The 23,397-nt window shown below is 70.4% G+C and carries 23 protein-coding genes; 18 read left to right on the forward strand and 5 right to left on the reverse strand.

The features are described from left to right. Positions 1–62: 62 nt before the first annotated feature. Genes ugpA through NK718_RS19045 form a run of 3 tightly spaced genes read left to right on the forward strand, consistent with a single transcriptional unit; the run spans position 63 to position 2,915 of the window. Positions 63–944, forward strand: a complete 882-nt coding sequence (gene ugpA / locus NK718_RS19035) for a sn-glycerol-3-phosphate ABC transporter permease UgpA (protein ID WP_254745566.1) — start codon at positions 63–65, stop codon at positions 942–944. Between the two features lie 25 nt (positions 945–969). Next, on the forward strand, positions 970–1,818 hold the full coding sequence (gene ugpE, locus NK718_RS19040; RefSeq protein ID WP_254745568.1) for a sn-glycerol-3-phosphate ABC transporter permease UgpE: 849 nt from the start codon (positions 970–972) through the stop codon (positions 1,816–1,818). Between the two features lie 2 nt (positions 1,819–1,820). Then, positions 1,821–2,915: a sn-glycerol-3-phosphate import ATP-binding protein UgpC gene (locus NK718_RS19045; RefSeq protein WP_254745570.1), complete on the forward strand. Its 1,095-nt coding sequence runs from the start codon at positions 1,821–1,823 to the stop codon at positions 2,913–2,915. Positions 2,916–2,922: 7 nt separating this feature from the next. Here NK718_RS19045 and NK718_RS19050 read toward each other — a convergent pair whose 3' ends face one another. From NK718_RS19050 to NK718_RS19065, 4 genes are all read right to left on the reverse strand, one after another. Beyond that, positions 2,923–4,035, reverse strand: a complete 1,113-nt coding sequence (locus NK718_RS19050; protein WP_254745657.1) for an acyl-CoA desaturase — start codon at positions 4,033–4,035, stop codon at positions 2,923–2,925. A 235-nt stretch (positions 4,036–4,270) separates the two neighbouring features. Then, the gene (locus tag NK718_RS19055) at positions 4,271–4,519 is read right to left on the reverse strand and encodes a hypothetical protein (protein WP_254745572.1); all 249 of its coding nucleotides are present in this window, start codon (positions 4,517–4,519) and stop codon (positions 4,271–4,273) included. A gap of 165 nt (positions 4,520–4,684) precedes the next feature. Continuing rightward, positions 4,685–5,752: a hypothetical protein gene (locus tag NK718_RS19060; RefSeq protein WP_254745574.1), complete on the reverse strand. Its 1,068-nt coding sequence runs from the start codon at positions 5,750–5,752 to the stop codon at positions 4,685–4,687. A gap of 77 nt (positions 5,753–5,829) precedes the next feature. After that, on the reverse strand, positions 5,830–8,049 hold the full coding sequence (locus NK718_RS19065; RefSeq protein ID WP_254745576.1) for a heavy metal translocating P-type ATPase: 2,220 nt from the start codon (positions 8,047–8,049) through the stop codon (positions 5,830–5,832). A gap of 148 nt (positions 8,050–8,197) precedes the next feature. On the opposite strand from NK718_RS19065, the gene NK718_RS19070 reads away from it, so the two are divergent. The 15 genes from NK718_RS19070 (at position 8,198) to ureG (ending at position 23,039) form a co-directional block, all read left to right on the forward strand. Next, positions 8,198–8,632, forward strand: a complete 435-nt coding sequence (locus tag NK718_RS19070; protein WP_254745578.1) for a GlcG/HbpS family heme-binding protein — start codon at positions 8,198–8,200, stop codon at positions 8,630–8,632. 73 nt (positions 8,633–8,705) lie between these two features. Next, complete coding sequence (gene otnI / locus NK718_RS19075) at positions 8,706–9,482, forward strand: 2-oxo-tetronate isomerase (RefSeq protein ID WP_254745580.1); 777 nt, start codon at positions 8,706–8,708, stop codon at positions 9,480–9,482. Then, complete coding sequence (locus tag NK718_RS19080) at positions 9,467–11,095, forward strand: alkaline phosphatase family protein (protein ID WP_254745594.1); 1,629 nt, start codon at positions 9,467–9,469, stop codon at positions 11,093–11,095. Before otnI ends, NK718_RS19080 begins: the two co-directional genes overlap by 16 nt. Positions 11,096–11,370: 275 nt before the next feature. After that, positions 11,371–12,663: an urea ABC transporter substrate-binding protein gene (gene urtA, locus NK718_RS19085; protein ID WP_254745596.1), complete on the forward strand. Its 1,293-nt coding sequence runs from the start codon at positions 11,371–11,373 to the stop codon at positions 12,661–12,663. A gap of 121 nt (positions 12,664–12,784) precedes the next feature. Beyond that, positions 12,785–14,413 (forward strand): urea ABC transporter permease subunit UrtB, encoded by a 1,629-nt coding sequence (gene urtB / locus NK718_RS19090; protein WP_371877327.1) that lies wholly within the window; start codon positions 12,785–12,787, stop codon positions 14,411–14,413. Then, a complete protein-coding gene (gene urtC, locus NK718_RS19095; RefSeq protein ID WP_254745599.1) occupies positions 14,410–15,561 on the forward strand; it encodes an urea ABC transporter permease subunit UrtC in 1,152 nt (383 codons plus the stop codon). The genes urtB and urtC overlap by 4 nt, the downstream gene beginning before the upstream one ends. A 5-nt stretch (positions 15,562–15,566) precedes the next feature. After that, the gene (gene urtD, locus NK718_RS19100; RefSeq protein ID WP_254745601.1) at positions 15,567–16,325 is read left to right on the forward strand and encodes an urea ABC transporter ATP-binding protein UrtD; all 759 of its coding nucleotides are present in this window, start codon (positions 15,567–15,569) and stop codon (positions 16,323–16,325) included. A gap of 5 nt (positions 16,326–16,330) precedes the next feature. Continuing rightward, entirely contained in the window at positions 16,331–17,032 is a 702-nt protein-coding gene (urtE, locus tag NK718_RS19105; protein ID WP_254745603.1) for an urea ABC transporter ATP-binding subunit UrtE, read from the forward strand. Beyond that, the gene (locus NK718_RS19110; RefSeq protein WP_254745605.1) at positions 17,007–17,858 is read left to right on the forward strand and encodes an urease accessory protein UreD; all 852 of its coding nucleotides are present in this window, start codon (positions 17,007–17,009) and stop codon (positions 17,856–17,858) included. Before urtE ends, NK718_RS19110 begins: the two co-directional genes overlap by 26 nt. A 28-nt stretch (positions 17,859–17,886) precedes the next feature. After that, positions 17,887–18,507 carry an urease subunit gamma gene (locus NK718_RS19115; RefSeq protein ID WP_254745607.1) on the forward strand — a complete coding sequence of 207 codons (621 nt, stop codon included), beginning with the start codon at positions 17,887–17,889 and terminating at the stop codon, positions 18,505–18,507. 44 nt (positions 18,508–18,551) lie between these two features. Then, positions 18,552–19,106 carry a hypothetical protein gene (locus NK718_RS19120; RefSeq protein WP_254745609.1) on the forward strand — a complete coding sequence of 185 codons (555 nt, stop codon included), beginning with the start codon at positions 18,552–18,554 and terminating at the stop codon, positions 19,104–19,106. A gap of 75 nt (positions 19,107–19,181) precedes the next feature. Then, positions 19,182–20,894 carry an urease subunit alpha gene (ureC, locus tag NK718_RS19125; RefSeq protein WP_254745611.1) on the forward strand — a complete coding sequence of 571 codons (1,713 nt, stop codon included), beginning with the start codon at positions 19,182–19,184 and terminating at the stop codon, positions 20,892–20,894. A gap of 67 nt (positions 20,895–20,961) precedes the next feature. Then, the gene (locus tag NK718_RS19130) at positions 20,962–21,717 is read left to right on the forward strand and encodes an urease accessory protein UreE (RefSeq protein WP_254745613.1); all 756 of its coding nucleotides are present in this window, start codon (positions 20,962–20,964) and stop codon (positions 21,715–21,717) included. Continuing rightward, the gene (locus NK718_RS19135; RefSeq protein ID WP_254745615.1) at positions 21,710–22,390 is read left to right on the forward strand and encodes an urease accessory protein UreF; all 681 of its coding nucleotides are present in this window, start codon (positions 21,710–21,712) and stop codon (positions 22,388–22,390) included. Before NK718_RS19130 ends, NK718_RS19135 begins: the two co-directional genes overlap by 8 nt. Before the next feature lie 25 nt (positions 22,391–22,415). After that, complete coding sequence (gene ureG, locus NK718_RS19140) at positions 22,416–23,039, forward strand: urease accessory protein UreG (protein ID WP_254745617.1); 624 nt, start codon at positions 22,416–22,418, stop codon at positions 23,037–23,039. Between the two features lie 7 nt (positions 23,040–23,046). Here ureG and NK718_RS19145 read toward each other — a convergent pair whose 3' ends face one another. Beyond that, positions 23,047–23,391 (reverse strand): cupin domain-containing protein, encoded by a 345-nt coding sequence (locus tag NK718_RS19145; protein WP_254745619.1) that lies wholly within the window; start codon positions 23,389–23,391, stop codon positions 23,047–23,049. Positions 23,392–23,397: the final 6 nt, after the last annotated feature.

Here is a 23,397-nt window from a genome sequence, read left to right on the forward strand (position 1 = left end):
CCTTCCCGGCTGGGCGTAGTCAACGCGCATTCCATCCAAAGCGCACGCATCGAAGAGGACGCATGGACAGACGCACGGTCTTCAACAACCGCCTCCTGCCCTATCTGCTCCTCGCGCCGCAACTCGCCGTCACGCTGGTGTTTTTCTACTGGCCGGCCTCGCAGGCGGCGTGGATGTCGTTCCGTCTGGAGGACGCGTTCGGCCTCACGACGGAATTCGTGGGGCTGGAGAACTTCCAGGTCCTGCTGCGCGACCCCTCCTATTACGGCGCCATGGTGAACACGGTGGTGTTCTCCGGCTCGGTCGCCTTCCTGTCGCTGTCGCTGGCGCTGCTTCTGGCGGTCATGGCCGACAAGCAGATCCGCGGGGCCACCGCCTACCGCACGCTGCTGGTGTGGCCCTACGCGGTCGCGCCGGCCATCGCGGGCGTGTTCTGGCTGTTCATGTTCCAACCATCGCTGGGCATGATCGGGCGCACGCTGCGCGGCATGGGCGTCGACTGGAACCCGCTGCTCAACGGCGGCGACGCGATGCTGCTGGTCATCCTCGCCGCGACCTGGAAGCAGATCAGCTACAATTTCCTGTTCTTCCTGGCGGGTCTGCAATCGATCCCCAAGAGCCTCATCGAGGCCGCCGCCATCGACGGCGCGCGCCCGACGCGGCGGTTCTGGACCATCGTGTTCCCGATGTTGTCGCCGACCACGTTCTTCCTGCTGGTCGTCAACATCGTCTACGTGTTCTTCGACACGTTCGGCATCATCGACGCGATCACGCGCGGCGGGCCGGCCAAGGCCACCGAAACGCTGGTCTACAAGGTCTACAACGACGGCCGGCTCGGCGGCGACCTCGGCGGCTCGGCCGCCCAGTCGGTGATCCTGATGGCCATCGTGATCGCGCTCACCGCCATCCAGTTCCGCTACGTCGAGAAGAAGGTCACCTATTGATGCCCCCGCGCGGAGGAAGCGCCTGATGGTCGAGCGCCGCCACTGGTTCAGCGACATGCTGCCCCATCTGATCCTGACGATCGGCGTCGGCATCCTGGCCTTCCCGGTCTGGCTCGCCGTCGTCGGCTCGACATGGGACGCCGGCACCATCGCCAACGGCACGATGCCGCTCTATCCCGGCCCCTACGCGGTGGAGAACTACACCCGCGCGCTGGGCCACGGCGGGCGCAGCTCGGGCGAGCCGGTCGGCATGCTAATGCTCAACAGCTTCGTCATGGCGCTGGCGATCGCGCTCGGCAAGATCGCCATCTCGATGATCTCCGCCTACGCGGTCGTGTATTTCCGCTTCCCGTTCCGCATGGCGGCGTTCTGGCTCATCTTCATCACGCTGATGCTGCCGGTCGAGGTGCGCATCTACCCGACCTACCAAGTCGTGGCGCAGGTCGGCCTGCTCGACACCTATGCCGGCCTCGCCGTGCCGCTGATCGCCTCGGCGACGGCGACGCTGCTGTTCCGGCAGTTCTTCATGACCATCCCGCCCGAGCTCGTCGAGGCGTCGAAGATCGACGGGGCCGGGCCGCTCAAGTTCTTCAAGGACACCGTGCTGCCGCTGTCGATCACCACGATGGCGGCGCTGTTCGTGATCCAGTTCATCTATGGCTGGAACCAGTATCTGTGGCCGCTGCTCATCACCACGCGGCCGGACATGCAGACCATCGTCGTCGGCATCAAGAAGCTCCTGGTGACGCAGGACGCGCTCACCGAATGGCAAATCGCGATGACCACCGCCGTGCTCGCCATGCTGCCGCCCGTGCTCGTCGTGCTGGTCATGCAGAAGCTGTTCGTGCGCGGCCTGGTCGAGACGGAGAAATAAGAATGGCTGTCGTCACCCTCCAGAACGTCCGCAAGGTCTACGCGGGCGACATCGAGGCGGTGAAGGGGGTGAGCCTCGACATCCCCGACGGCCATCTGTGCGTGCTCGTCGGCCCGTCGGGCTGCGGCAAGTCCACGCTGCTGCGCATGGTCGCCGGGCTGGAGACGATCACCTCCGGCTCCGTCGCCATCGGCGGACGGGAGGTCAACGAGGTCGAGCCGGCCGACCGGGACATCGCCATGGTGTTCCAGAACTACGCGCTCTACCCGCACATGTCGGTCTACGACAACATCGCCTATGGCCTGCGCAACCGCCGCACGCCGAAGGACGAGATCGACCGCCGGGTGCAGGAGGCGGCGCGCATCCTCGCCATCGAGCCGTTCCTCAATCGCAAGCCGCGCGCCCTGTCCGGCGGCCAGCGCCAGCGCGTCGCCATGGGCCGCGCCATCGTGCGCAAGCCGCAGGTGTTCCTGTTCGACGAGCCGCTGTCCAACCTCGACGCCAAGCTGCGCGTACAGATGCGCGTCGAGATCAAGAAGCTGCAACGGGCGCTTGGCGTCACCTCGATCTACGTCACCCACGACCAGGTCGAGGCGATGACGTTGTCGGACAAGCTGGTGGTGATGAACGCCGGGCGGGTCGAGCAGGTCGGCGCGCCCTCCGAGGTCTACCGCCGGCCGGCAACGCGCTTCGTCGCCACCTTCATCGGCTCGCCGCCGATGAACCTGCTCGACGGCGTGGTGGAGGGAGAGGGACGCGTGCGCGTCGACGGCGCGGTGCTGGACGTCTCCGACATGCGGGCGGGCCTGCAGCCCGGCCATCTCGTCGAGGTCGGCATTCGCCCCGAGGACCTGGAGATCGTCGGCAGCGCCTCGAACTCGGTGTCGCTGCCGATCGACTTCGTGGAGGAACTCGGCGCGACGCAGCTTTTCTACGGGGCGCTGGGCGGCCAGCCCTTCGTGGTGCAGGCAGGAACCGGAGTCGTGCCGGCGGACGCGAAAAGCCTCGGCCTGCGCATCGCGGCCGAGCGCATCCATGTGTTCGACCGCGAGAGCGGCCAGCGGCTCGGCCGGGTCGCCGAAACCGCCGCCGCCTGAGCCGCCGTCAGGCCGTCAGCGCCAGCCGTGCGCCGACCTTGTCGAGCAGCGCGTGGTGGGCGCGCTCGACGATGTCGTCGAGCGAGGGCGTGCGCACGAACATCGCGTGGGCGCGCTCGCGCAGATCCTCCCGCGTCGGCAGATGCGGCAGGTGGATGCCGGCCAGCACGTCGGCGGCCCGGGTCTGCGCGCTGGCAAGGCGTTCGCGCAGCTCCGCCACGGCGTGCGCGCCCGGCAAGGAGGCCGCGACGGCGGCGGCGATGCTCTCGACGTTGAAGGTGGCCACGAGGTCGGCCGCCGCCTTCTCGATGACGCGGCTGCCGAGCTTCTGCTCGTTGCGCAGCACCGCCTCGGGCGGCGACTTCATGTCCCACACCACGCCGACCCAGGACAAGGCCGTGAGGATATAGAAGGTCGGGTCCACCTCCCACCAGCGGAAGCCCTGGCGCACGCTGCTCTGGTAGGCGTGATGGTTGTTGTGCCAGCCCTCGCCCATGGTGGCCAGCGCCAGCAGCCAATTGTTGCGGCTGTCGTCGCCCGTCACGTAGCGCTTGCGGCCGTGAACATGCGCCAGCGAGTTGATGCAGAACGTGGCGTGGTAGACCAGCACGGTGCTCCAGAAGAAGCCGACCACCAGCCCCGCCCAGCCGTCGATGGCGAAGCACAGCGCGCCCAGCGCCACGGCGGGCGCGAGCTCCAGCCGGTGCAGCCACATCAGCTCGGGATATTTGGCGAAGTCCTCGACCTTGACGAGGTTGGTGTCTTCATGGCGGCGGTCGAAGATCCAGCCGACATGCGAATAGAAGAAGCCCTTGTGCCGAGGCGAGTGGACGTCGAGCGGGGTGTCGGAGTGGAGGTGATGGTGGCGGTGCTTGGCCGCCCACCACAGCACGCTCTTCTGCGCCGTGCTCTGCGCCAGCACCGCCATCACGAACTGGAACACCCGGCTCGTGGAGTAGGAGCGGTGCGAGAAATAGCGGTGGTAGCCGGCCCCGATGGCGAAGATGCGCAGCCAGTACAGCGCCACGCAGATGACGACCGAGGTCGTCGTCACGCCCGTCCACAGCGCCGCGAAGCACGCCAGGTGCACCAGCACGAACGGGATCGCGGAGGGATAGATGATGTCGTCGTGCCCGTCGTCGTGAGCCTGCGGCGCGGCGTCGGGCCGGGCCTCTCGACGGCTGGACTGGCCCGGGCGGGAATCGGGGCGCGTGTGGCGCTGCGGAGAGGTCACGTGGCGGCGGTCCCTGCTTGGAGTGAAGACGCAGGACGGGGGGCCTGCGGAGGCGATCGGTAATTCAGGTTTGCGGCGGTTGCGAGGCTGCTCCCCGCCTTATGCTGGACCGGGGGCGGCCTCAGTTCAAGCGGCCGGCGAAGCGTTCGCGGGCGAGATCCTGCATGGCGCGCAGGTGGAGCACGTGAAGGTCCTGCAGGGCCTCGCGCTGCAGCACCGGCACCTTGCGGTAGTCGAGCGCGAAGGCCCGGCCCTTGAAGATGTGCTCGCCGATGCGCTGCTCGACCTCGGGGTCGTTGGCGTCGAGGACGATGAGGCCCGCCATGCGGGACTTGAAATGATCGGCGGGTGCGCTGCGCGTCTTCGTCATGGTCCCACTCCGCGTGGAACCCAACACCGAAACCGCGCGGCGCGCCATTCGGACCACTACTTGCCCGGCCGTCCGGCGGCGCGCGGAGAGCCTGAGCGCAGCGGAAAACCCTTGCGGGCCAGAGCTTTGGCTCGGCCGCGCGAAAGCTGTGGACAGAACCGGCGGTCAGCGCGCCACCGGCTCGATGACGCCCCTCGCCGTGACCACCTGCCAGCCCTTGCCCTTGCGCTCGAAGCCCTCGATGCGCCCGAGTCCCGGCACGGTCTGGCCCTGCATGATCTCGTAGACGCCGTCCGGACCCTCGACGATGGCGACGCCGTTGCGGACCTGGTGGACGCCCCAGCCCGCGAGCGGCCGGCCGCGCGGCGGCGACGGCTCGGCGGCGGCCTGAGGCGGCTGCGACGGGCCGGCGGGCTGGATCGACGCGGTGGTCAGCGGCCCGCCCTTCTCGAGGCGGTCCAGCTTCTCGGCGATCTGGGCCAGTTTGGCGGCCGGCTCGCGGCTCGCCTGGTCGATGCCCTTGACCGTGGCCGAGATCTGGCCCAGCGCGGCGGTCGTCTCATTGCGCGCCTTGTCGAACTGGCCGTTCAGCAGCGTGGCGTTCTGCGCGGCTTCGGCGCGGACGCGCTCGAGCCCCTGGCCCAGCGCGGCGACGCGCTTGTCGAGCCCGCGCAGGTCGTCGAGCGAGGCCCGCAGCGCGTCGACATTGGCGCGCAGGGCCTTGAGGTCGGCCGCGAGGCGCGGATTTTCCGGCTGGGCGGGGCCCGGCCCGATGGCCATCGCGCCCTTCCATTGCAACATCGCCTGCACGCCGGCCGCGGCCTCCTGACGGGCATCGTGGCGGGCAACCTGGACCGGCGCGCCGCCGCCGGCGGTCGCCATGCCGAGCGCAACGCCGGCGCCGAACAGGACGGCGGCGACGGCGAGGACCGCGCCGTGGGCGCGCGCTTCCACCTTCAGCCGGGATGCGCCGGACCGCAGCGCGGCGGCGACGCCGGGCGGGAGCCAGGGCTTGCCGCCGGCGGGAACGGCGGGCTGCGGCGCCGGGCGCTCGCCGGCTGACAGCGACGGGGCCTCGGCGCGCTTCTCCGGGGCGGAGGCGGCGGCCGGGGCGACGGCTTCGGCGGGCTTGGCGTCGGAAACAGGCGCGGCCTGCGCCTCGCGCGGAGCCTCGGCGGCCGGGGCGTCAACGGTGGCGGGGGTGGGCGACGAGGGGGTCTCGGGAGTCTGCATGGCCGGGTTCCGACGCTGATCGTCAGACTTTGGTAACCGCATCTGTTTACGATTTGGTTACCAGCCCGGCCCCCGCCTCAATCCAGACGTGCCTTCCAGCCGCGCAGCACCAGGGCGTTGAGCACCACGCTGACGCTCGACAGCGCCATCGCCGCCCCCGCGAACACAGGCGACAGGATGCCGAAGGCGGCGAGCGGGATGCCGACCACGTTGTAGAAGAAGGCCCAGAACAGGCCGCGGCGAATTGTCGCGACGGTGCGCCGCGACAGGTCGATCGACGCGGCGACGAGGCGCGGGTCGCCGCGCATCAGCGTGATGCCGGCCGTCTCCACCGCCACGTCCGTGCCCCCGCCCATGGCGATGCCGACATCGGCCGCCGCCAGCGCCGGCGCGTCGTTGACGCCGTCGCCGACCATGGCGACGACCGCGCCGCCGGCGCGAAGCCGCGCGATCTCGGCCGCCTTGCCGTCCGGCTTCACCTCGGCGACGAAGCGGGGCAGCCCGATTTCCGCCGCCACGCGCGCCGCCGCGCCGCGTCCGTCGCCGGTCAGCATGGTCGCCTCGACACCCTCGCGGGCGAGCGCGGCGACGGCCGCGGCGGAGGTGGGGCGCGGCCTGTCGGCGAAAGCGACGAAGCCGAGCACGCGCCTGCCGTCGACGTCGCCGAGCCAGGAGACGCCGTGGCCGCGCCCGGCCAGATCGTCCGCCTCGGCGGCCAGCGCGGCGCGGTCGACGCCGGCCTGGTCGAGCGCCGCGGCATTGCCGAGCAGCAGGGCGCGGCCGTCGACGCGGCCCTCGACCCCGCCGACCACGGCGCGGAAGCCGTCCGCCGCCGGCCAGGGCGCGCTGGCGCGCGCCAGCGCCTCACGCCGGATCGCCTCGGCGAGCGGGTGGTCGCTGCCGGCCTCCAGCGCCGCCGCCAGCGCGGCGACGCGCTCTTCCGTCTCGCCCGGCGCGGCCCGGACCTCGGTGACGGAGGGCTCGCCCAGCGTCAGCGTGCCGGTCTTGTCGAACACCACGACGCCGACCCGCGCGGCGAGCTCCAGCGCGGCGGCGTCGCGCACCAGGATGCCGTGCTTGGCGGCGACGCCGGTGCCGGCGAGGATGGCGGTCGGCGTCGCCAGGCCGAGCGCGCAGGGGCAGGCGATGACCAGCACGGAGACGGCGGCGACCAGCGCGGCGTCCCAGTTGTGGCCCGTCGCCAGCCAGCCGACGAAGGTGACGAGCGCCACGGCGAGCACGATCGGCACGAACACCGCGCTGACCCGGTCGACGAGCTTCTGCACCGGGGCCTTGGAGGCCTGCGCCGTCTCGACGAGGCGGATGACCTTGGCCAGCGTCGTCTCCGCGCCGACCGCCGTCGTCTCCACCACCAGCCGTCCGTCCAGGTTCACCGTGCCGCCGATGACCGTCGCGCCGACGGTCTTCGCCACCGGCAGGCTCTCGCCGGTCACCATCGACTCGTCGACGCCGGCGGAGCCCTCGACGACGCGGCCGTCGACGGCGATGCGCTCGCCCGCCCGCACCAGCACGAGGTCGCCGAGCTCGACGTGCTCGATGGCGGTCTCCACCTCGATGCCGTCGTCGAGCACGATGGCGGTGCTCGGCCGCAGCCGGGCGAGCGCGCGGATGGCCGACGCCGTCTCGCTCGTGGCGCGCTCCTCCAGCCACTTGCCGAGCAGCACGAAGGCGACGACGACCGAGGACGATTCGAAATAGAGGTGCGTCTCGTGGTCGTGGCCCATGCCGAGCGCGCGCCACCACAGCCAGACGCTGAGCCCGTAGGCCGCCGTCGTGCCGAGCGCGACGAGCAGGTCCATCGTGCCCGCCCCGGCCCGCAGCGCCTTCCAGGCCGACAGGTAGAAGCGGCCGCCGAGATAGAACTGCACCACCGTCGCCAGCACGAACTGCATCGACGCCGAGGGCATCAGGTCGAGGCCGAACGGCAGCGCGGCCATCGCCAGCAGGAAGGGCGAGACCAGCGCCAGCGCCAGCATCGCCCGGTGCTTGGCGGCGCGCGCCCGCGCCACAGCGCGGTCGCCCGAGGCTTCGGTGACGGTGGTCGTCACGGCGATGGGCTCGGCGCCGTAGCCGATGTCCTCCACCGCGGCGACCAGCGTTTCGGGCGGCGGCAGCGCGCCGGCGGCGCGCACGCGGGCGCTCTTCGTCGCCAGGTTGACCTCGGCCGCCGCCACGCCGGGCACGTCGGCAAGCGCCTTCTCCACCCGCGCCACGCAGGCGGCGCAGGTCATGCCGTCGATGGCGAGGTCGAGCGTCGATTGCGATGGACTGGCCATGTCGGGTTCCTCGCTCCCGCGGCGAAGCCTTCGCCACGGGAAAAACTGCTTCGCCGCCGCGGCGGAGCCGCGCGGGTCTTTGGCTGATATAGTCAGCCCGCCGCGTCCGCGCCATGCGCTGGCGCAAGTCCCGCATCCGGAGCCGCCGATGACCGACTTCCTTCTCACGCATGCCCAGACCATCGTCGCCGAGGCGCTCGCGCACGGCCGCAAGTCCGGCTTCCAGCCGCTCGCCGTGGCGGTGCTCGACGCGCGCGGCGCGCTCAAGGCGTTCGCGGCCGAGGACGGAACCAGCCTGAAGCGCGGCGAGATCGCGCGCGGCAAGGCGTTCGGGGCGCTGGCGATGGGCCTCGGCTCGCGCGCCCTGCACCGCATGGCCGGCGAGCGGCCGCACTTCGTCGAGGCGCTGCACGGCGTGGTGGAAGGCCCGCTGGTGCCGGTGCCCGGCGGCGTGCTGATCCGCGACGCGTCCGGCCGCCTGCTTGGCGCGGTCGGCATCTCGGGCGACACCTCCGACAACGACGAGGCCGCGGCGCTGGCCGGCATCGCCGCCGTCAAGCTGACGGCCGATCCGGGACAATAGGGCGCGAGCGGGCTGGACAGCGCGGCCGGTCCGCGCTGGGATGGCGGCGACGCAACCTGGACGAGCCCGACCCATGCCCCGCTTCGCCGCCAACCTGTCCATGATGTTCAACGAGTGGGACTTCATGGACCGCTTCGCCGCCGCGGCGGACGCCGGGTTCGACGCCGTCGAGTTCCTGTTTCCCTACGAGCACGCGCCCGACGCCATCGCCCGGCGGCTCGCCGACCATGGGCTGACGCAGGCGCTGTTCAACCTGCCGCCCGGCGACTGGGCGGCCGGCGAGCGCGGCCTGGCGTGCCTCGCCGGCCGCGAGGCGGAGTTCCGCGAGGGCGTGCGCAAGGCCAAGGCCTATGTCGAGGCGACGGGCGTGCGCCGCGTCCACATGATGAGCGGCCACGGCGACGCCGCCGACCCCGCGGCGCGCGGGCGCTACGTCGCCAACCTCCGCCACGCCGCCGACGAGCTGGGGCCGCTCGGCGCGCAGGTGCTGCTGGAGCCGATCAACGGCCGCGACATGCCCGGCTATTTCATGAACTCGTTCGCGCTGGCGGAGAGCATCGTGCGCGAAGTGGCGAGCCCGCGCGTGGCGCTGCAGTTCGACATGTATCACCGCCAGATCCTGCACGGGGACGTCACCATGGGCCTGCGGGCGCAGTTCCCGATGGTCGCGCACGTACAGATCGCCAGCGTGCCGAGCCGCAACGAGCCCGACGGCGAGGAGATGAACTATCCGTTCCTGTTCGCCGAGCTGGACCGGCTCGGCTATGACGGCTTCGTGGGCTGCGAATACCGGCCGCGCGCCGGCACGCGCGAGGGCCTGGGCTGGTTCGCGCCGTGGCGACGCCGCTGAAATCGCCCACGCGGGAACCGGAGCGGCGCCGCAAGGTGCTGTTCATCGCGCTCGACCAGTGGCGCGCCGGGGCGGAACGCCTGGCCGGCGGGCCGTCGCTGACGCCCAACCTCGACGCGCTGGCGGCCGAGGGCGTGCGCTTCAGCCGCCACTACACCAACGCCGCGCCGTGCGGGCCGGCGCGCGCCTCGCTGCTCACCGGCCTCTACCCGCATATCCACCGGTCCGTGCGCAACGCCACGCCGCTCGACGCGCGGTTCACCAACCTGCCGCTGGAAGCGCGCAAGGGCGGCTGGGACCCGGTGCTGTTCGGCTACACGGATTCGTCCGTCGACCCGCGCACTGTCGCGCCGCGCGACCCCGCCCTGCGCACCTTCGAGGGCGTGCTGCCCGGCTTCCGGCTGGAGGCCGCCCATAACGAGGCGAGCCTGGAGCCGTGGCTGACCGACCTCGCCAAAAAGGGCTACGAGGTTCCCGGGAGGCTGCGCGACATCTACCGCCATCCCGGCTCGCCGAAGGAGATGGACCGCTTCTCGCGCGGGGCCGCGCTCTACCGCGCGGCCGACAGCGACACCGCGTGGCTCACCGAGCGCGTGCTCGACTACTGGCGCCTGCGGCGGGCGGAGGACTGGTTCGTCCACCTCGTCTGGTACCGGCCGCATCCCCCGTTCATCGCGCCCTCGCCGTACAACACGCTGGTCCCGGCCGAGCGCGTCGCCGCCCCGGTCCGCGCCGCCACCCTGGAGAGCGAGCGCGCGCTGCACCCCTTCCTCGACGCCTGGCTGAGCGAGCAGGACACCGCCGACTACCTGAAGACGCAGGTGAACGCGCTGCGCGCCTGCGACGAGGACATCGCCGCGATGCGCGCCGTCTATCTCGGCCTGATCGCCGAGATCGACGTGCATCTCGGACGCCTCGTCGCGCATCTGCAGCAGACCGGCGAGTGGGACGAGACGCTCGTCGTCTTCACCTCCGACCACGGCGAGATGCTGGGCGACCATTGGTGCTGGGGCAAGGGCGGCTTCTTCGAGGGCTCGAACCACGTGCCGCTGGTGATCCGCGCGCCCAACATGCCGCCGGAGGCGCGCGGCCGCGTCGTCGACGCCTTCACCGAGGCGGTCGACATCGCGCCCACCATCCTGGAGTGGCTGGGGCTGGAGCCCGACCCCGGCATGAACGGCGTGTCGCTGATGCCGTGGCTGCTCGGCGAGACGCCGGACGAGTGGCGCGACTACGCCTTCTGGGAGTTCGACTTCCGCACGCTGGGCGGCGGCGGCGTCGAGGGCGACCTCGGCCTGACGCCGGACCAGTGCACGCTCAACGTCATCCGCGAGGCGCGCTGGAAATACGTGCACTTCACCGCGCTGCCGCCCTTGCTGTTCGACCTCGAGGCGGACCCGGGCGAGTTCGTCGACCTGTCGCGCGATCCCGCCCGCGCCCCCGAGGTCGCGCGGCTGGCGGGGCGGCTCGCCTCGCATCGCATGCTGCACGCCGAGCGGACCCTGGCCAACACGAAGCTGGCGCGCCACGGCGTGCGCGCCTGGACCGGGCCGCGCGGCCAGGTGCCGTCCGACCTCGCCGAGGCCCGGCCCCCGGGCCCGCGCGCCGACTGAGGCGACGCGCCGCCGGCGGGCAGCGATGAATTAATCTGCACAATCCTTCAACAATCAGCGCGGGGCCGGGCATTTGCCTGTTTGCTGGGCAAGCCGCCCCGGCGCGCCCCGGAGGCCATCCGCCCCGGCGCGGACGCGGCCCGTGCTGTCGTACCGTTTACCGGCGCGCCGGGCCGAGAAACGGCAGGCAAGCGTCGCTCAACCATCGTTCCGGCATCTGGCACAGGGCTTGCGACTCCCCCTTCGGTCACTACCGCTCCACAAGGGGGTCACCCATGACGTTTCGCGTTACATCATTCCTGGCGGGCGCCGCCGTCGCGGCGGGCGTCACGCTCGCCTCGTTCGCGGCGCAGGCGCAAGACACCATCAAGGTGGGCGTGCTCCATTCGCTCTCCGGCACCATGGCCATCAGCGAGACGACGCTGAAGGACGTGATGCTGATGCTGATCGAGGACCAGAACAAGAAGGGCGGCCTGCTCGGCAAGAAGCTCGAGCCTGTCGTGGTCGACCCCGCCTCCAACTGGCCGCTCTTCGCCGAAAAGGCGCGCGAGCTGGTGCAGAAGGACAAGGTCGCGGCGATCTTCTGCTGCTGGACTTCCGTCAGCCGCAAGTCGGTGCTGCCGGTGGTCGAGGAGCTGAACACGGTGGTGTTCTACCCCGTCCAGTACGAGGGCGAGGAGTCCTCGAAGAACATCTTCTACACCGGCGCCGCGCCGAACCAGCAGGCGATCCCGGCGGTCGACTACCTGGCCGAGAACGAGGGCGTGAAGCGCTGGGTGCTCGCCGGCACCGACTACGTCTACCCGCGCACCACCAACAAGATCCTCGAAGCCTATCTGAAGTCCAAGGGCGTGAAGCCCGAGGACATCATGATCAACTACACGCCGTTCGGGCATTCCGACTGGCAGACCATCGTCGCCGACATCAAGAAATTCGGCTCGGCGGGCAAGAAGACGGCAGTCGTGTCGACCATCAACGGCGACGCCAACGTGCCGTTCTACAAGGAGCTCGGCAACCAGGGCGTCAAGGCGACCGACATCCCGGTCGTGGCGTTCTCGGTCGGCGAGGAGGAACTGGCCGGCATCGACACCAAGCCGCTGGTCGGCCACCTCGCCGCGTGGAACTACTTCCAGTCCATCGACACGCCCGAGAACAAGGCGTTCATCGAGAAGTGGAAGGCCTACACCAAGAACCCGAAGCGCGTGACGAACGACCCGATGGAGGCGCACGTCATCGGCTTCCAGATGTGGGTGAAGGCGGTCGAGAAGGCCGGGACCACGGACCCGAACGCGGTGATCGACGCGCTGATCGGCGTCACCGTGCCGAACCTCACCGGCGGCTATTCCGCGATGATGCCGAACCACCACATCACCAAGCCGGTGTTCATCGGCGAGGTGAAGGCGGACGGCCAGTTCAACGTCGTGTGGAACACGCCCGCCCCGGTCGTCGCCAACGAGTGGTCGCCCTACCTCGAAGGGTCCAAGGACCTGATCGCCGACTGGCGCGCCCCGCTCTCCTGCGGAAACTTCAACGTGAAGACCGGCAAGTGCGGCGGCGCGGGCAAGTAAGCCCCGCCTGACCCGAACGCACGACAAGAGGGGGCCGGCCCGACCGGTCCGGCCCCCCTTCGCCTTCCCGGCGACCCTCCCGACCCGCGCGCCGCCGCCCCGCGCCACACCGGACACTCCCATGCGCGATCCCGCCCCACGACGCTTGCGCCGCGCCGCCGCGCTGCTGGCCGCGCTCGTCGCCCTCCTCCTCGTCCCGCTGCTGGCGGGGCCGGCCCGCGCGCAGGACGCCGGGGCCGCCCTGGCGCGCATGGCGACGGAGCAGTTCGCGCAGATCGAAGCCGGCATCGCCGACCTCACGGCCAGCGGCAGCCCGCTCGCCCTGCCCGCCCTCGAGGCGCTGGCCGACGGGCGGCTCTACTACAGCCCCGACAAGAGCGTGTTCATCAAGCAGGCGGACGGACGGTGGATCGACGCGCGCACCGGCGCGGCTTCCGCCGCCGACCCCGCCTCGCCGAAGCCGGTGCGGCTCAACAACCGCGTGCGCCGCGCGCTGGAGGCGGCGCTGGGCTCGCTGAGCCTGATGAACCCCGACCCCGCCAAGCGCCTGGCCGCCGCCGAGGCGGTGGTGAAGTCGCGCGACGCCGCCGCCCTGCCGGCCGTCGAGGCGGCGCTGGCCAAGGAAACCGACCCGCGCATCCGCAAGGCCCTGTCCCAGGCCAAGGCGGCGACGACGATCTTCCTCGACACCGCCACGGAATCCGAGAAGGTCGCGGCCATCGAGACCGTCGCCGGGCGCGGCGACCAGGACGCCCTGAACCTGCTCGGCGCGGTGCGCGAGCGCGGCACGCCCATTCTCAAGCTCGCCGCGGAGACCGCCTCGGCCGGCATCGAGCGCCGCCTCGCCTTGCTCAACGGATTGCAGAACGTCTGGTACGGCCTGTCGCTCGGCTCGGTGCTGCTGCTCGCCGCCATCGGACTCGCCATCACCTTCGGCGTCATGGGCGTGATCAACATGGCCCACGGCGAGATGGTGATGCTGGGGGCCTACACCACCTTCTTGGTGCAGGAGTTCCTGCGCACGCGCTATCCCGCCCTGTTCGACCTCTCGCTGCCGATCGCCATCCCGCTCGCCTTCCTCGTGGCCGGCGCGGTGGGCGTGGCGCTGGAGCGCGGCGTCATCCGCTTCCTTTACGGCCGCCCGCTGGAGACGCTGCTCGCCACCTGGGGCGTCAGCCTGATCCTGCAGCAGACCGTGCGCACGTTGTTCGGCGCCAACAACCGCGAGGTCGGCGCGCCCTCCTACATGGCCGGCTCGTTCGACTTCTTCGGCCTTACCGTTACCCACGGGCGGCTGTGGATCGTCGTGTTCGCCATGGCGGTGTTCGCCTGCCTCTTGTTCGTGCTGAAGGCGACCTCGTTCGGCCTGAAGATGCGCGCCGTCACGCAGAACCGCCGCATGGCATCCTGCATGGGCATCCGCACGCCCTGGCTCGACGCCATGACGTTCGGGCTCGGCTCGGGGATCGCCGGCATCGCCGGGGTGGCGCTCTCGCAGATCGACAACGTCTCGCCCAATCTCGGCCAGAGCTACATCGTCGACAGCTTCATGGTCGTGGTGTTCGGCGGCGTCGGCAATTTGTGGGGCACGCTGGTGGCGGCGCTGACGCTGGGCATCGCCAACAAGTTCCTCGAACCCGTGGCGGGCGCGGTGCTCGGCAAGATCGCGCTGCTCGTGTTCATCATCCTGTTCATCCAGAAGCGCCCGCGCGGCCTGTTCGCCCAGAAGGGCCGCGCGGTGGAAGCATGAGCGCCCGTCCCATGATCGCCTCCCGCCTCCTGGCCGGCCTCGACCTCAAGGGCCGCGTGTTCCTCGCGGCGCTGGCGGGCCTCGCCGTGCTGGTGCCCGTGCTCAACCTCGCCGTGCCGGAGACGTCGGCGCTGCACGTGCCGACCTACGTCGTGTCGCTGCTCGGCAAGTACCTGAGCTACGCGCTGCTCGCCGTGGCGCTGGACCTGGTGTGGGGCTATTGCGGCATCCTGTCGCTCGGCCATGGCGCGTTCTTCGCGCTCGGCGGCTACGCCATGGGCATGTACCTGATGCGCCAGATCGGGCCGCGCGGCGTGTACGGCAACCCGACGCTGCCCGACTTCATGGTGTTCCTGAACTGGAAGGAGCTGCCGCTCACCTGGTACGGCTTCCAGTCCTTCCCCTACGCCATGCTGATGGTGGTGCTGGCGCCGGGGCTGCTCGCGCTTGTGTTCGGCTGGTTCGCCTTCCGCTCGCGCGTCACCGGCGTCTACCTGTCGATCATTACGCAGGCGATGACCTACGCCCTGCTGCTCGCCTTCTTCCGCAACGACATGGGATTCGGCGGCAATAACGGGCTCACCGACTTCAAGGACATCCTGGGGTTCAACATCCAGGCGCAGACAACCCGCGTGGGGCTGTTCGTCGCCACGGTGGTCGCACTGGCGCTCGGCTACGCTGTGGCGCGCGCCATGGTGAACTCGGCCTACGGCAAGGTGCTGATCGCGGTGCGCGACGCCGAGTCGCGGGCGCGCTTCCTCGGCTACCGCGTCGAGCGCTACAAGCTCGTCGCCTTCACCGTCTCGGCCTGCATGGCCGGCGTGGCGGGGGCGCTCTACGTGCCGCAGGTGGGCATCATCAACCCGTCCGAATTCGCCCCCGCCAACTCCATCGAGGCGGTGATCTGGGTGGCGGTGGGCGGGCGCGGCACGCTGGTCGGCGCGGCGCTCGGCGCGATCGTCGTCAACTTCGCCAAGACGTGGTTCACCGGGGCGCTGCCGGAGCTGTGGCTGTTCGGGCTCGGCGCGCTGTTCGTCCTCGTCACCCTGTTCCTGCCCAAGGGCGTCGTCGGCACGCTCTCCGCGTGGAGCGGCGGCCGGCGGCAAGCCGCTCCGGCGGGCGTCGCGGCCGCGCCGGCGGCGGAGTGAGCCCCATGAACGCGCAACCCGAACTCACCCAGGCCCTGCTCTACCTCGACGGCGTCAGCGTCTCGTTCGACGGGTTCAGGGCGCTGAACAACCTGTCGCTCGTCATCGGGCCCGGCGAGATGCGCGCCATCATCGGCCCCAACGGCGCGGGCAAGACGACGATGATGGACATCGTCACCGGCAAGACGCGCCCGGACGAGGGCGACGTGCTGTTTGACGGCCGCGTCGACCTGACGCGGCTCGACGAGGCGTCGATCGCCGAGCTGGGCATCGGCCGCAAGTTCCAGAAGCCGACCGTGTTCGAGAGCCAGACGGTGGAGGACAATTTGCTGCTGGCGCTGAAGGGCCCGCGCTCCGCCGCCGCCTCGCTGTTCGGCTGGCGCAACCGCGTGAAGGCCTCCGAACTGGACGGCGTGCTCGAGACCGTCGGCCTCGCCGAGCACCGCGCCCGCCTCGCCGCCGACCTGTCGCACGGCCAGAAGCAATGGCTGGAGATCGGCATGCTGCTGGCGCAGGATCCCAAGCTGCTGCTGGTCGACGAGCCGGTGGCCGGCATGACCGACGCCGAGACGGAGGAGACGGCGCGGCTGCTCACCCGCATCGCCGGCAACCACGCCGTCGTGGTGGTGGAGCACGACATGGCGTTCGTGCGCGCGCTCGGCTGCAAGGTGACGTGCCTGCACGAGGGCACGGTGCTGGCCGAAGGGCCCATCGACGCCGTCTCGGCCAACGAGCGCGTCATCGAAGTCTATCTGGGGCGCTGATCGTCATGGCCACTCTCGCGATCGACTCGATCGACCTCTACTACGGCGCGGCCCAGGCGCTGCGCGGCGTGTCGCTTACCGCCGAGACCGGCAAGGTGACGAGCGTGCTCGGGCGCAACGGCGTCGGCAAGACGTCGCTGCTGCGCGCCATCATGGGCGTGCAGCCGGTGGCGCGCGGCGCCATCTCCTGGGACGGCCGGGATCTGGGCGGCCTCGCCCCCTACGACCGGGCGCGGCGCGGCATCGCCTACGTGCCGCAGGGCCGCGAGATCTTCCCGCTTCTCACCGTGCGCGAGAACCTGGAGACCGGCTTCTCGCCGCTGCCGCGCGGTCAGCGCTTCGTGCCGGACGAGATCTACGACCTCTTCCCGGTGCTCAAGGACATGCTGAACCGGCGCGGCGGCGACCTCTCCGGCGGGCAGCAGCAGCAGCTCGCCATCGCCCGCGCGCTGGTGACGCGTCCCTCCCTGCTGGTGCTCGACGAGCCGACCGAGGGCATCCAGCCCTCCATCATCAAGGAGATCGGCCGCGCCATCGCCTATCTGCGCGGCAAGGGCGACATGGCCATCGTGCTGGTCGAACAATATTTCGAATGGGCGCGCGACCTGTGCGATAGCTACGCGGTGATGGATCGCGGCCAGGTCGTGCTGGCCGGCGACAAGGCGCACATGGTGGAAGCGGATGTACGTCGCCACCTCTCGGTCTGACCCGGCCGCCCGGCCGCAAGGCGTCGTGCCGGACTATCTGCGGGCGCGCGGCGCGCTCCGCTGCCGCTTCGCGGCCCGGCCGCGCGGCACCGAGGCGGTGGAGACGGCGGAGAGCGGCGGCTTTCGCGTGCGCTTCCCGCGCGTCGGGCGCTGCGAGGCGGTGATGATCAACACCGGCGGCGGCATGACCGGCGGCGACCGCCTCGACGTGACGCTGGACCTCGACGCGGGGGCCGACGCCGTCGTCACAACCCAGTCCTGCGAGAAGGTCTACCGCGCCCAGCACGCCCCCGCGCAGGTGAGCGTGCGCGCCACGCTGGCCGCCGGCGCGCGCCTCGCCTGGCTGCCGCAGGAGACCATCCTGTTCTCCGGCTCGCGCCTGTCGCGCCGCTTCGACGTCGACCTCGACCCCTCGGCCACGCTGACGCTCGCCGAGAGCCTGGTGTTCGGCCGGCTCGCCATGGGCGAGACGCTCGGCCCCGGCCTGCTCGCGGACCGCTGGCGCGTGCGGCGCGGCGGCCGGCTCGTCTTCGCCGAGAATCTGCGCCTCGACGGCGACCTCACGCGCCTGCTCGACAGGCCCGCTCTGGGCGGCGGCGCGCGGGCCGTCGCCACGATCCTGCACGTCGCGCCGGACGCCGAAGCGCGGCTGGAGGCGGCGCGCGCCGCGCTCGAAGCGGCCGGCTCCGATTGCGGCGCGAGCGCCTGGGGCGGCCTGCTGGTCGTGCGCTTCGCCGCGCCCTCGCCCGCCGTGCTGCGCGGCGACCTGTCGCGCTTCCTCGCCGCCTTCCGCGACACGCCGCCGCCGCGCGTGTGGCAATGCTGAACGTCAACGACCGTCAGGGACGCGCCCGATGAACCTCTCTCCGCGCGAAAAGGACAAGCTCCTCGTCGCCATGGCCGCGATGGTGGCCCGCCGCCGGCTCGAACGCGGCGTCAAGCTCAACCATCCCGAGGCGGTGGCGCTGATCTGCGACTTCGTCGTCGAGGGCGCGCGCGACGGGCGCAGCGTCGCCGAGCTGATGGAGGCCGGCGCGCATGTCCTCACGCCCGAGCAGGTGATGGACGGCGTCGCCGAGATGATCCACGACGTGCAGGTGGAGGCGACCTTCCCGGACGGCACCAAGCTCGTCACCGTCCACAACCCGATCCGCGGCGCCGGCGGCCGCGTCATCCCCGGCGAGATCCTGCCCGCCGAGGGCGACATCGTCATGAACGAGGGCCGCGAGACGGTGACGCTGACCGTCGCCAACACCGGCGACCGGCCGGTCCAGGTCGGCAGCCACTACCATTTCTTCGAGACCAATCCGGGCCTGTCGTTCGACCGCGCCAAAGCGCGCGGCATGCGGCTGGACATCCCGCCCGGCGCCGCCGTGCGCTTCGAGCCCGGCCAGACGCGCGAGGTGCGCCTCGTGCCGCTCTCAGGGGCGCGTGAGGTGTACGGCTTCCGGCAGGACGTGATGGGCAAGCTCTGAGGGAACACTGTTTTCGAGCCCTTCGACCATTCTAGGAAAATTTCATGTTCCGAAATTTCTTATTCTGCTCTCTTCAGATCGTGTTGTTGGCTATGTTCATTGGAGGTCAATCCTACGCAAAGGAAGACGATCTGGATGTCGTTCAGTGGCGCAATTTCGACCAGAAGGACCGCGCCTATTTGACGGTCGCACATGGATACGGGGGCGATGCCTACACCGGCCCAAGCCTCGATTGTCAAGCGGGACAGCGAGATGTGCGAATGTGGATAGCTGTAACTAGAGAACAGTTGGCATTTGCGGCAGAACAAATCAAGCAAAATGAGCCAATTGGACTCATGATTGTAAGTCGAAACTTTGAAAAAGCATGTCCCAAAGAGCGGTTGGAATATTGGCGGAACGAAATGGATGAGAACTGGGAGCTACAATGCGAGATGCCCATCAATGAGGGCGAAGACTTCTTCAATGCATTCGTGCGTTCTGGAGTTTTTGGATTGAAATTTGGCTCATTTCAACAAACCAATTCGAACGCGAAAGGCCGACCCTCGATTCGAGCCTTCCAGAAATTTTGCCTGACGTCGAAACATTTTTCGTTCCATTGACCGGCTGCACTTCCGACGTCGCCACACAGCCTTCTCCTGTTGCGCCTTCGTAGGATACCCTTGTTGGAGCAGAACATGGCCACCATCCTTTCCCGCGCCGCCTACGCGGACATGTTCGGCCCCACGGTGGGCGACCGCATCCGCCTCGCCGACACCGCGCTGGTGATCGAGGTGGAGAAGGACTTCACCATCCATGGCGAGGAGGTGAAGTTCGGCGGCGGCAAGGTGATCCGCGACGGCATGGGCCAGTCGCAGCGCACCAACGCCGAAGGCGCGATGGACACCGTCATCACCAACGTCGTGGTGCTCGACCACTGGGGCATCGTGAAGGCCGATGTCGGGTTGCGCGGCGGGCGCGTCGCCGCCATCGGCAAGGCCGGCAACCCCGACATCCAGCCCGGCGTCGACATCGTCATCGGGCCGGGCACCGAGATCATCGCCGGCGAGGGCAAGATCCTCACCGCCGGCGGCTTCGACAGCCATATCCACTTCATCTGCCCGCAGCAGGTGGAGCACGCGCTGATGTCGGGCGTCACCTCGATGCTCGGCGGCGGCACCGGCCCGGCCGCTGGCACCAACGCCACCACCTGCACGCCCGGCCCGTGGCACCTGGCGCGCATGATCCAGGCGGCCGAGGCGTTCCCCGTCAATCTCGGCTTTTCCGGCAAGGGCAACGCCTCGCGCCCGGAGGCGCTGCGCGAGATGGTGAACGCCGGGGCCTGCGCGCTGAAGCTGCACGAGGACTGGGGCACCACGCCCGCGGCCATCGACTGCTGCCTCTCGGTGGCGGACGAGATGGACATCCAGGTGATGATCCACACCGACACGCTCAACGAGTCCGGCTTCGTCGAGGACACGGTGGCGGCGTTCAAGGGCCGCACCATCCACGCCTTCCACACCGAGGGCGCGGGCGGCGGCCACGCGCCGGACATCATCAAGGTCGCGGGGCTCGCCAACGTGCTGCCCTCGTCGACCAACCCGACCCGCCCGTTCACACGCAACACGCTGGACGAGCACCTCGACATGCTGATGGTGTGCCACCACCTCGACGGCGCCATCCCGGAAGACCTCGCCTTCGCCGAGAGCCGCATCCGCCGCGAGACGATCGCCGCCGAGGACATCCTGCACGACATCGGCGCGCTCTCGATGATGTCGTCCGACAGCCAGGCGATGGGGCGGCTGGGCGAGGTCGTCACCCGCACCTGGCAGACCGCCGACAAGGTGAAGCGCCAGCGCGGCGCGTTGAAGGGCGACGGGCCCGGCAACGACAATTTCCGCGCCCGCCGCTACGTCGCCAAGTACACGATCAACCCGGCCATCGCGCACGGCGTGTCGCGCCATATCGGCTCGGTGGAGCCGGGCAAGCTCGCCGACCTCGTGCTGTGGTCGCCGGCCTTCTTCGGCGTCAAGCCGGACATGGTGCTGAAGGCCGGCATGATCGTCGCCGCGCCGATGGGCGACCCCAACGCCTCCATCCCCACGCCGCAGCCGGCGCACTACCGCCCCATGTTCGGCGCGTTCGGCAAGGCGCTCACCGCCTCCTCGCTGGTGTTCGTGTCGCGCGCCGCCGTCGAGAACGGGCTGCGCGAACGGCTCGGCGTCGACAAGGAGTTCGTGGCGGTGGAGAACGTGCGCGGCGGCATCTCCAAGGCCTCGATGATCCACAACGACGCCACGCCCGACATCCAGGTCGACCCCGAGACCTACGCGGTGACGGCCGACGGCGAGCCTCTGGTGTGCGAGCCCGCGGCGGAGCTGCCGATGGCGCAGCGCTACTTCCTGTTCTGAGCGGCGCGTGCCTGCCCGCCTTGGGCGTGCTATGAGCCGCCCTGACCAGACCCAGGGAGTTTCCGCCATGCAGCGCGCCACCACCGTCGTCCGCAAACCGGCCGTCAAGGCCGACAAGGTCGTCGACACCGTCGTGCTGGACCACGAGGGCCGCCACCGCCGCCGCGTCGTGCTGTCGACGCAGGGCGGGCGGTCCGTGCTGCTCGACCTCGACAAGGCCACCGTGCTCAACGACGGCGACGCCGTGCGGCTGGAGGACGGCGCGCTGGTGCTGGTGAAGGCCGCGGCGCAGACGCTCGTCGAGATCACCGCCGCCACCCCGAAACGGCTGATGCGCATCGCCTGGCACATCGGCAACCGGCACACGCCCGCCGAAATCGGCGAGGAGGCGGTGTGGATCGAGCCCGACCACGTGCTGGTCGAGATGGTGCGCGGCCTGGGCGCGCAGACGCGCGAGGTGGAGCGGGCCTTCCAGCCCGAGCGCGGCGCCTACGAGGCCGCCGCCGCTCACGGCCACGCCCATGGGCACGATCACGGCCATGGGCACGAGCACGGCCATGGTCACGATCACGGTCATGCACACGGACACGCGCACGAGCACGAGCATGTCCACGGCGAGGCTTGCGGCTGCGGCCATGACCACGCGCACGGCGACGCCCACGGCCACCAGCATGGTCACGGCCATGAGCACGCGCATGGTCACGAGCACGGCCATCAGCACGGCCACGAGCACGCGCACGGCGAAGCCTGCGGCTGCGGCCACGAGCACGCGCACGACCATGAGCACGGGCACGGACACGGCCACGGACGCGGGCATGGCTGACGGGCCGGCGCTGCCGCTGTTCGCCTGGCTGTCGCCGGCCTTCCCGGTCGGCGCGTTCGCCTACTCGCACGGCGTCGAATGGGCCGTCGAGACCGGCCAGGTGAAGGACGCGGCCAGCGCGCTCGACTGGATCGGCGACGTGCTGCGCGACGGCTCCGGCCGCAACGACGCCATCCTGCTCGCCATGGCCCATCGCGCGACGCTCGCCGGCGACGACGCGGCGCTCGCCGAGGCGGCGGAGCTGGCCGTCGCCCTGCAGCCCTCCCGCGAACGCTGCCTCGAGGCCACGGCGCAGGGCAACGCCTTCGTCGCCGCCGCGCGCGCGTCATGGCCGACGCCGGCGCTCGACCGCCTCGCCGCATGCTGGCCGGGGGACGTGTGCTACCCGGTGGCGCTCGGCGTCGTCGCGGCCGGCCACGGCGTCGCCCCGCGCGCCACGCTGGAGGCGTTCCTGCTCGCCTTCGTCGCCAATCTCGTCTCGGCCGCCGTGCGGCTGGGCCCGCTCGGCCAGAACGACGGGCAACGCATCGTCGCGGCGCTGATGGCCGACGTTCGCGAGGTCGCCCATTCCGGCGAGACGGCCGGGCCCGACGACCTCGGCGGCTCGGCGTTCCGCTCCGACATCGCCTCGCTGAGGCACGAGACCCAGTATTCCCGCCTGTTCCGGTCGTGACCGGGGGCGAACGCGCGAGGACAGCATGACCCGTTCTTCCCACGGCCCGCTGCGGGTCGGCATCGGCGGCCCGGTCGGGTCGGGCAAGACCGCCCTGATGGAGGCGCTGTGCAAGCGCTTCCGCGACGTCTACGACATCGCCGCGATCACCAACGACATCTACACCAAGGAGGACGCGCGGCTGCTCACCGTGGCCGGCGCGCTGCCGGAAGAGCGGATCATGGGCGTGGAGACGGGCGGCTGCCCGCACACGGCCATCCGCGAGGACTGCTCCATCAACCTGGCCGCCATCGACGAGATGAACCGCCGCTTCCCGCGCCTCGACCTCGTGCTGATCGAAAGCGGCGGCGACAACCTCGCCGCGACCTTCTCGCCCGAGCTGGCCGACCTGACCATCTACGTCATCGACGTGTCCGGCGGCGAGAAGATCCCGCGCAAGGGCGGGCCCGGCATCACCCGCTCCGACCTGCTGGTCATCAACAAGATCGACCTCGCGCCCTTCGTCGGCGCGAGCCTGGAGGTGATGGACCGCGACGCCAGGCTGATGCGCCGCGACAAGCCGTTCGTGTTCACCAACGTGAAGACGGGCGAGGGCGTCGAGACGGTCGCCCGCTTCATCGAAACGGCCGGCGGCCTTTCGCCGGCCTGACCGGGCGTCAGCCCTTCACGAAGTCCTGCCGGTGCGGCGTGAAGGCGTCGAGCAATCCGCCGGCCTCGACGCAGACGACGCCGTGGACGGCGTTGGGAGGCGCGATGAAGCTGTCGCCCGCCGTCAGCCGCTGCGTGCGGCCGGCGATGGTGACGTCGAACGCGCCGCTCTCCACCAGCGTGCACTGCACGTGCGGGTGGCTGTGCGGCGTTCCCGTCGCGCCGGCCTCGAAGGCGACGCGCACCATCATGACGCCCTCGTCCCAGGTGAGGATCTTGCGGCGCACGCCGGGGCCGACGCTCTCCCAGTCCACGTCGGCGTCGCGCACGAAAATGTCGGTGCCCTTGCTCATCGTCTC

Source organism: Alsobacter ponti (assembly GCF_024294805.1).
Taxonomy (GTDB): Bacteria; Pseudomonadota; Alphaproteobacteria; order Rhizobiales; family Beijerinckiaceae; genus Alsobacter; species Alsobacter ponti.

What these genes read in the sequence shown, in the direction of transcription:
- ugpA (WP_254745566.1), top strand. Translation starts at nt 63, where the DNA reads ATGGACAGACGCACGGTCTTCAACAACCGCCTCCTGCCCTATCTGCTC.
- ugpE (WP_254745568.1), top strand. Translation starts at nt 970, where the DNA reads ATGGTCGAGCGCCGCCACTGGTTCAGCGACATGCTGCCCCATCTGATC.
- NK718_RS19045 (WP_254745570.1), top strand. Translation starts at nt 1,821, where the DNA reads ATGGCTGTCGTCACCCTCCAGAACGTCCGCAAGGTCTACGCGGGCGAC.
- NK718_RS19055 (WP_254745572.1), bottom strand. Translation starts at nt 4,519, where the DNA reads ATGACGAAGACGCGCAGCGCACCCGCCGATCATTTCAAGTCCCGCATG.
- NK718_RS19060 (WP_254745574.1), bottom strand. Translation starts at nt 5,752, where the DNA reads ATGCAGACTCCCGAGACCCCCTCGTCGCCCACCCCCGCCACCGTTGAC.
- NK718_RS19065 (WP_254745576.1), bottom strand. Translation starts at nt 8,049, where the DNA reads ATGGCCAGTCCATCGCAATCGACGCTCGACCTCGCCATCGACGGCATG.
- NK718_RS19070 (WP_254745578.1), top strand. Translation starts at nt 8,198, where the DNA reads ATGACCGACTTCCTTCTCACGCATGCCCAGACCATCGTCGCCGAGGCG.
- otnI (WP_254745580.1), top strand. Translation starts at nt 8,706, where the DNA reads ATGCCCCGCTTCGCCGCCAACCTGTCCATGATGTTCAACGAGTGGGAC.
- urtA (WP_254745596.1), top strand. Translation starts at nt 11,371, where the DNA reads ATGACGTTTCGCGTTACATCATTCCTGGCGGGCGCCGCCGTCGCGGCG.
- urtB (WP_371877327.1), top strand. Translation starts at nt 12,785, where the DNA reads ATGCGCGATCCCGCCCCACGACGCTTGCGCCGCGCCGCCGCGCTGCTG.
- urtC (WP_254745599.1), top strand. Translation starts at nt 14,410, where the DNA reads ATGAGCGCCCGTCCCATGATCGCCTCCCGCCTCCTGGCCGGCCTCGAC.
- urtD (WP_254745601.1), top strand. Translation starts at nt 15,567, where the DNA reads ATGAACGCGCAACCCGAACTCACCCAGGCCCTGCTCTACCTCGACGGC.
- urtE (WP_254745603.1), top strand. Translation starts at nt 16,331, where the DNA reads ATGGCCACTCTCGCGATCGACTCGATCGACCTCTACTACGGCGCGGCC.
- NK718_RS19110 (WP_254745605.1), top strand. Translation starts at nt 17,007, where the DNA reads ATGTACGTCGCCACCTCTCGGTCTGACCCGGCCGCCCGGCCGCAAGGC.
- NK718_RS19115 (WP_254745607.1), top strand. Translation starts at nt 17,887, where the DNA reads ATGAACCTCTCTCCGCGCGAAAAGGACAAGCTCCTCGTCGCCATGGCC.
- NK718_RS19120 (WP_254745609.1), top strand. Translation starts at nt 18,552, where the DNA reads ATGTTCCGAAATTTCTTATTCTGCTCTCTTCAGATCGTGTTGTTGGCT.
- ureC (WP_254745611.1), top strand. Translation starts at nt 19,182, where the DNA reads ATGGCCACCATCCTTTCCCGCGCCGCCTACGCGGACATGTTCGGCCCC.
- NK718_RS19130 (WP_254745613.1), top strand. Translation starts at nt 20,962, where the DNA reads ATGCAGCGCGCCACCACCGTCGTCCGCAAACCGGCCGTCAAGGCCGAC.
- NK718_RS19135 (WP_254745615.1), top strand. Translation starts at nt 21,710, where the DNA reads ATGGCTGACGGGCCGGCGCTGCCGCTGTTCGCCTGGCTGTCGCCGGCC.
- ureG (WP_254745617.1), top strand. Translation starts at nt 22,416, where the DNA reads ATGACCCGTTCTTCCCACGGCCCGCTGCGGGTCGGCATCGGCGGCCCG.
- NK718_RS19145 (WP_254745619.1), bottom strand. Translation starts at nt 23,391, where the DNA reads ATGAGCAAGGGCACCGACATTTTCGTGCGCGACGCCGACGTGGACTGG.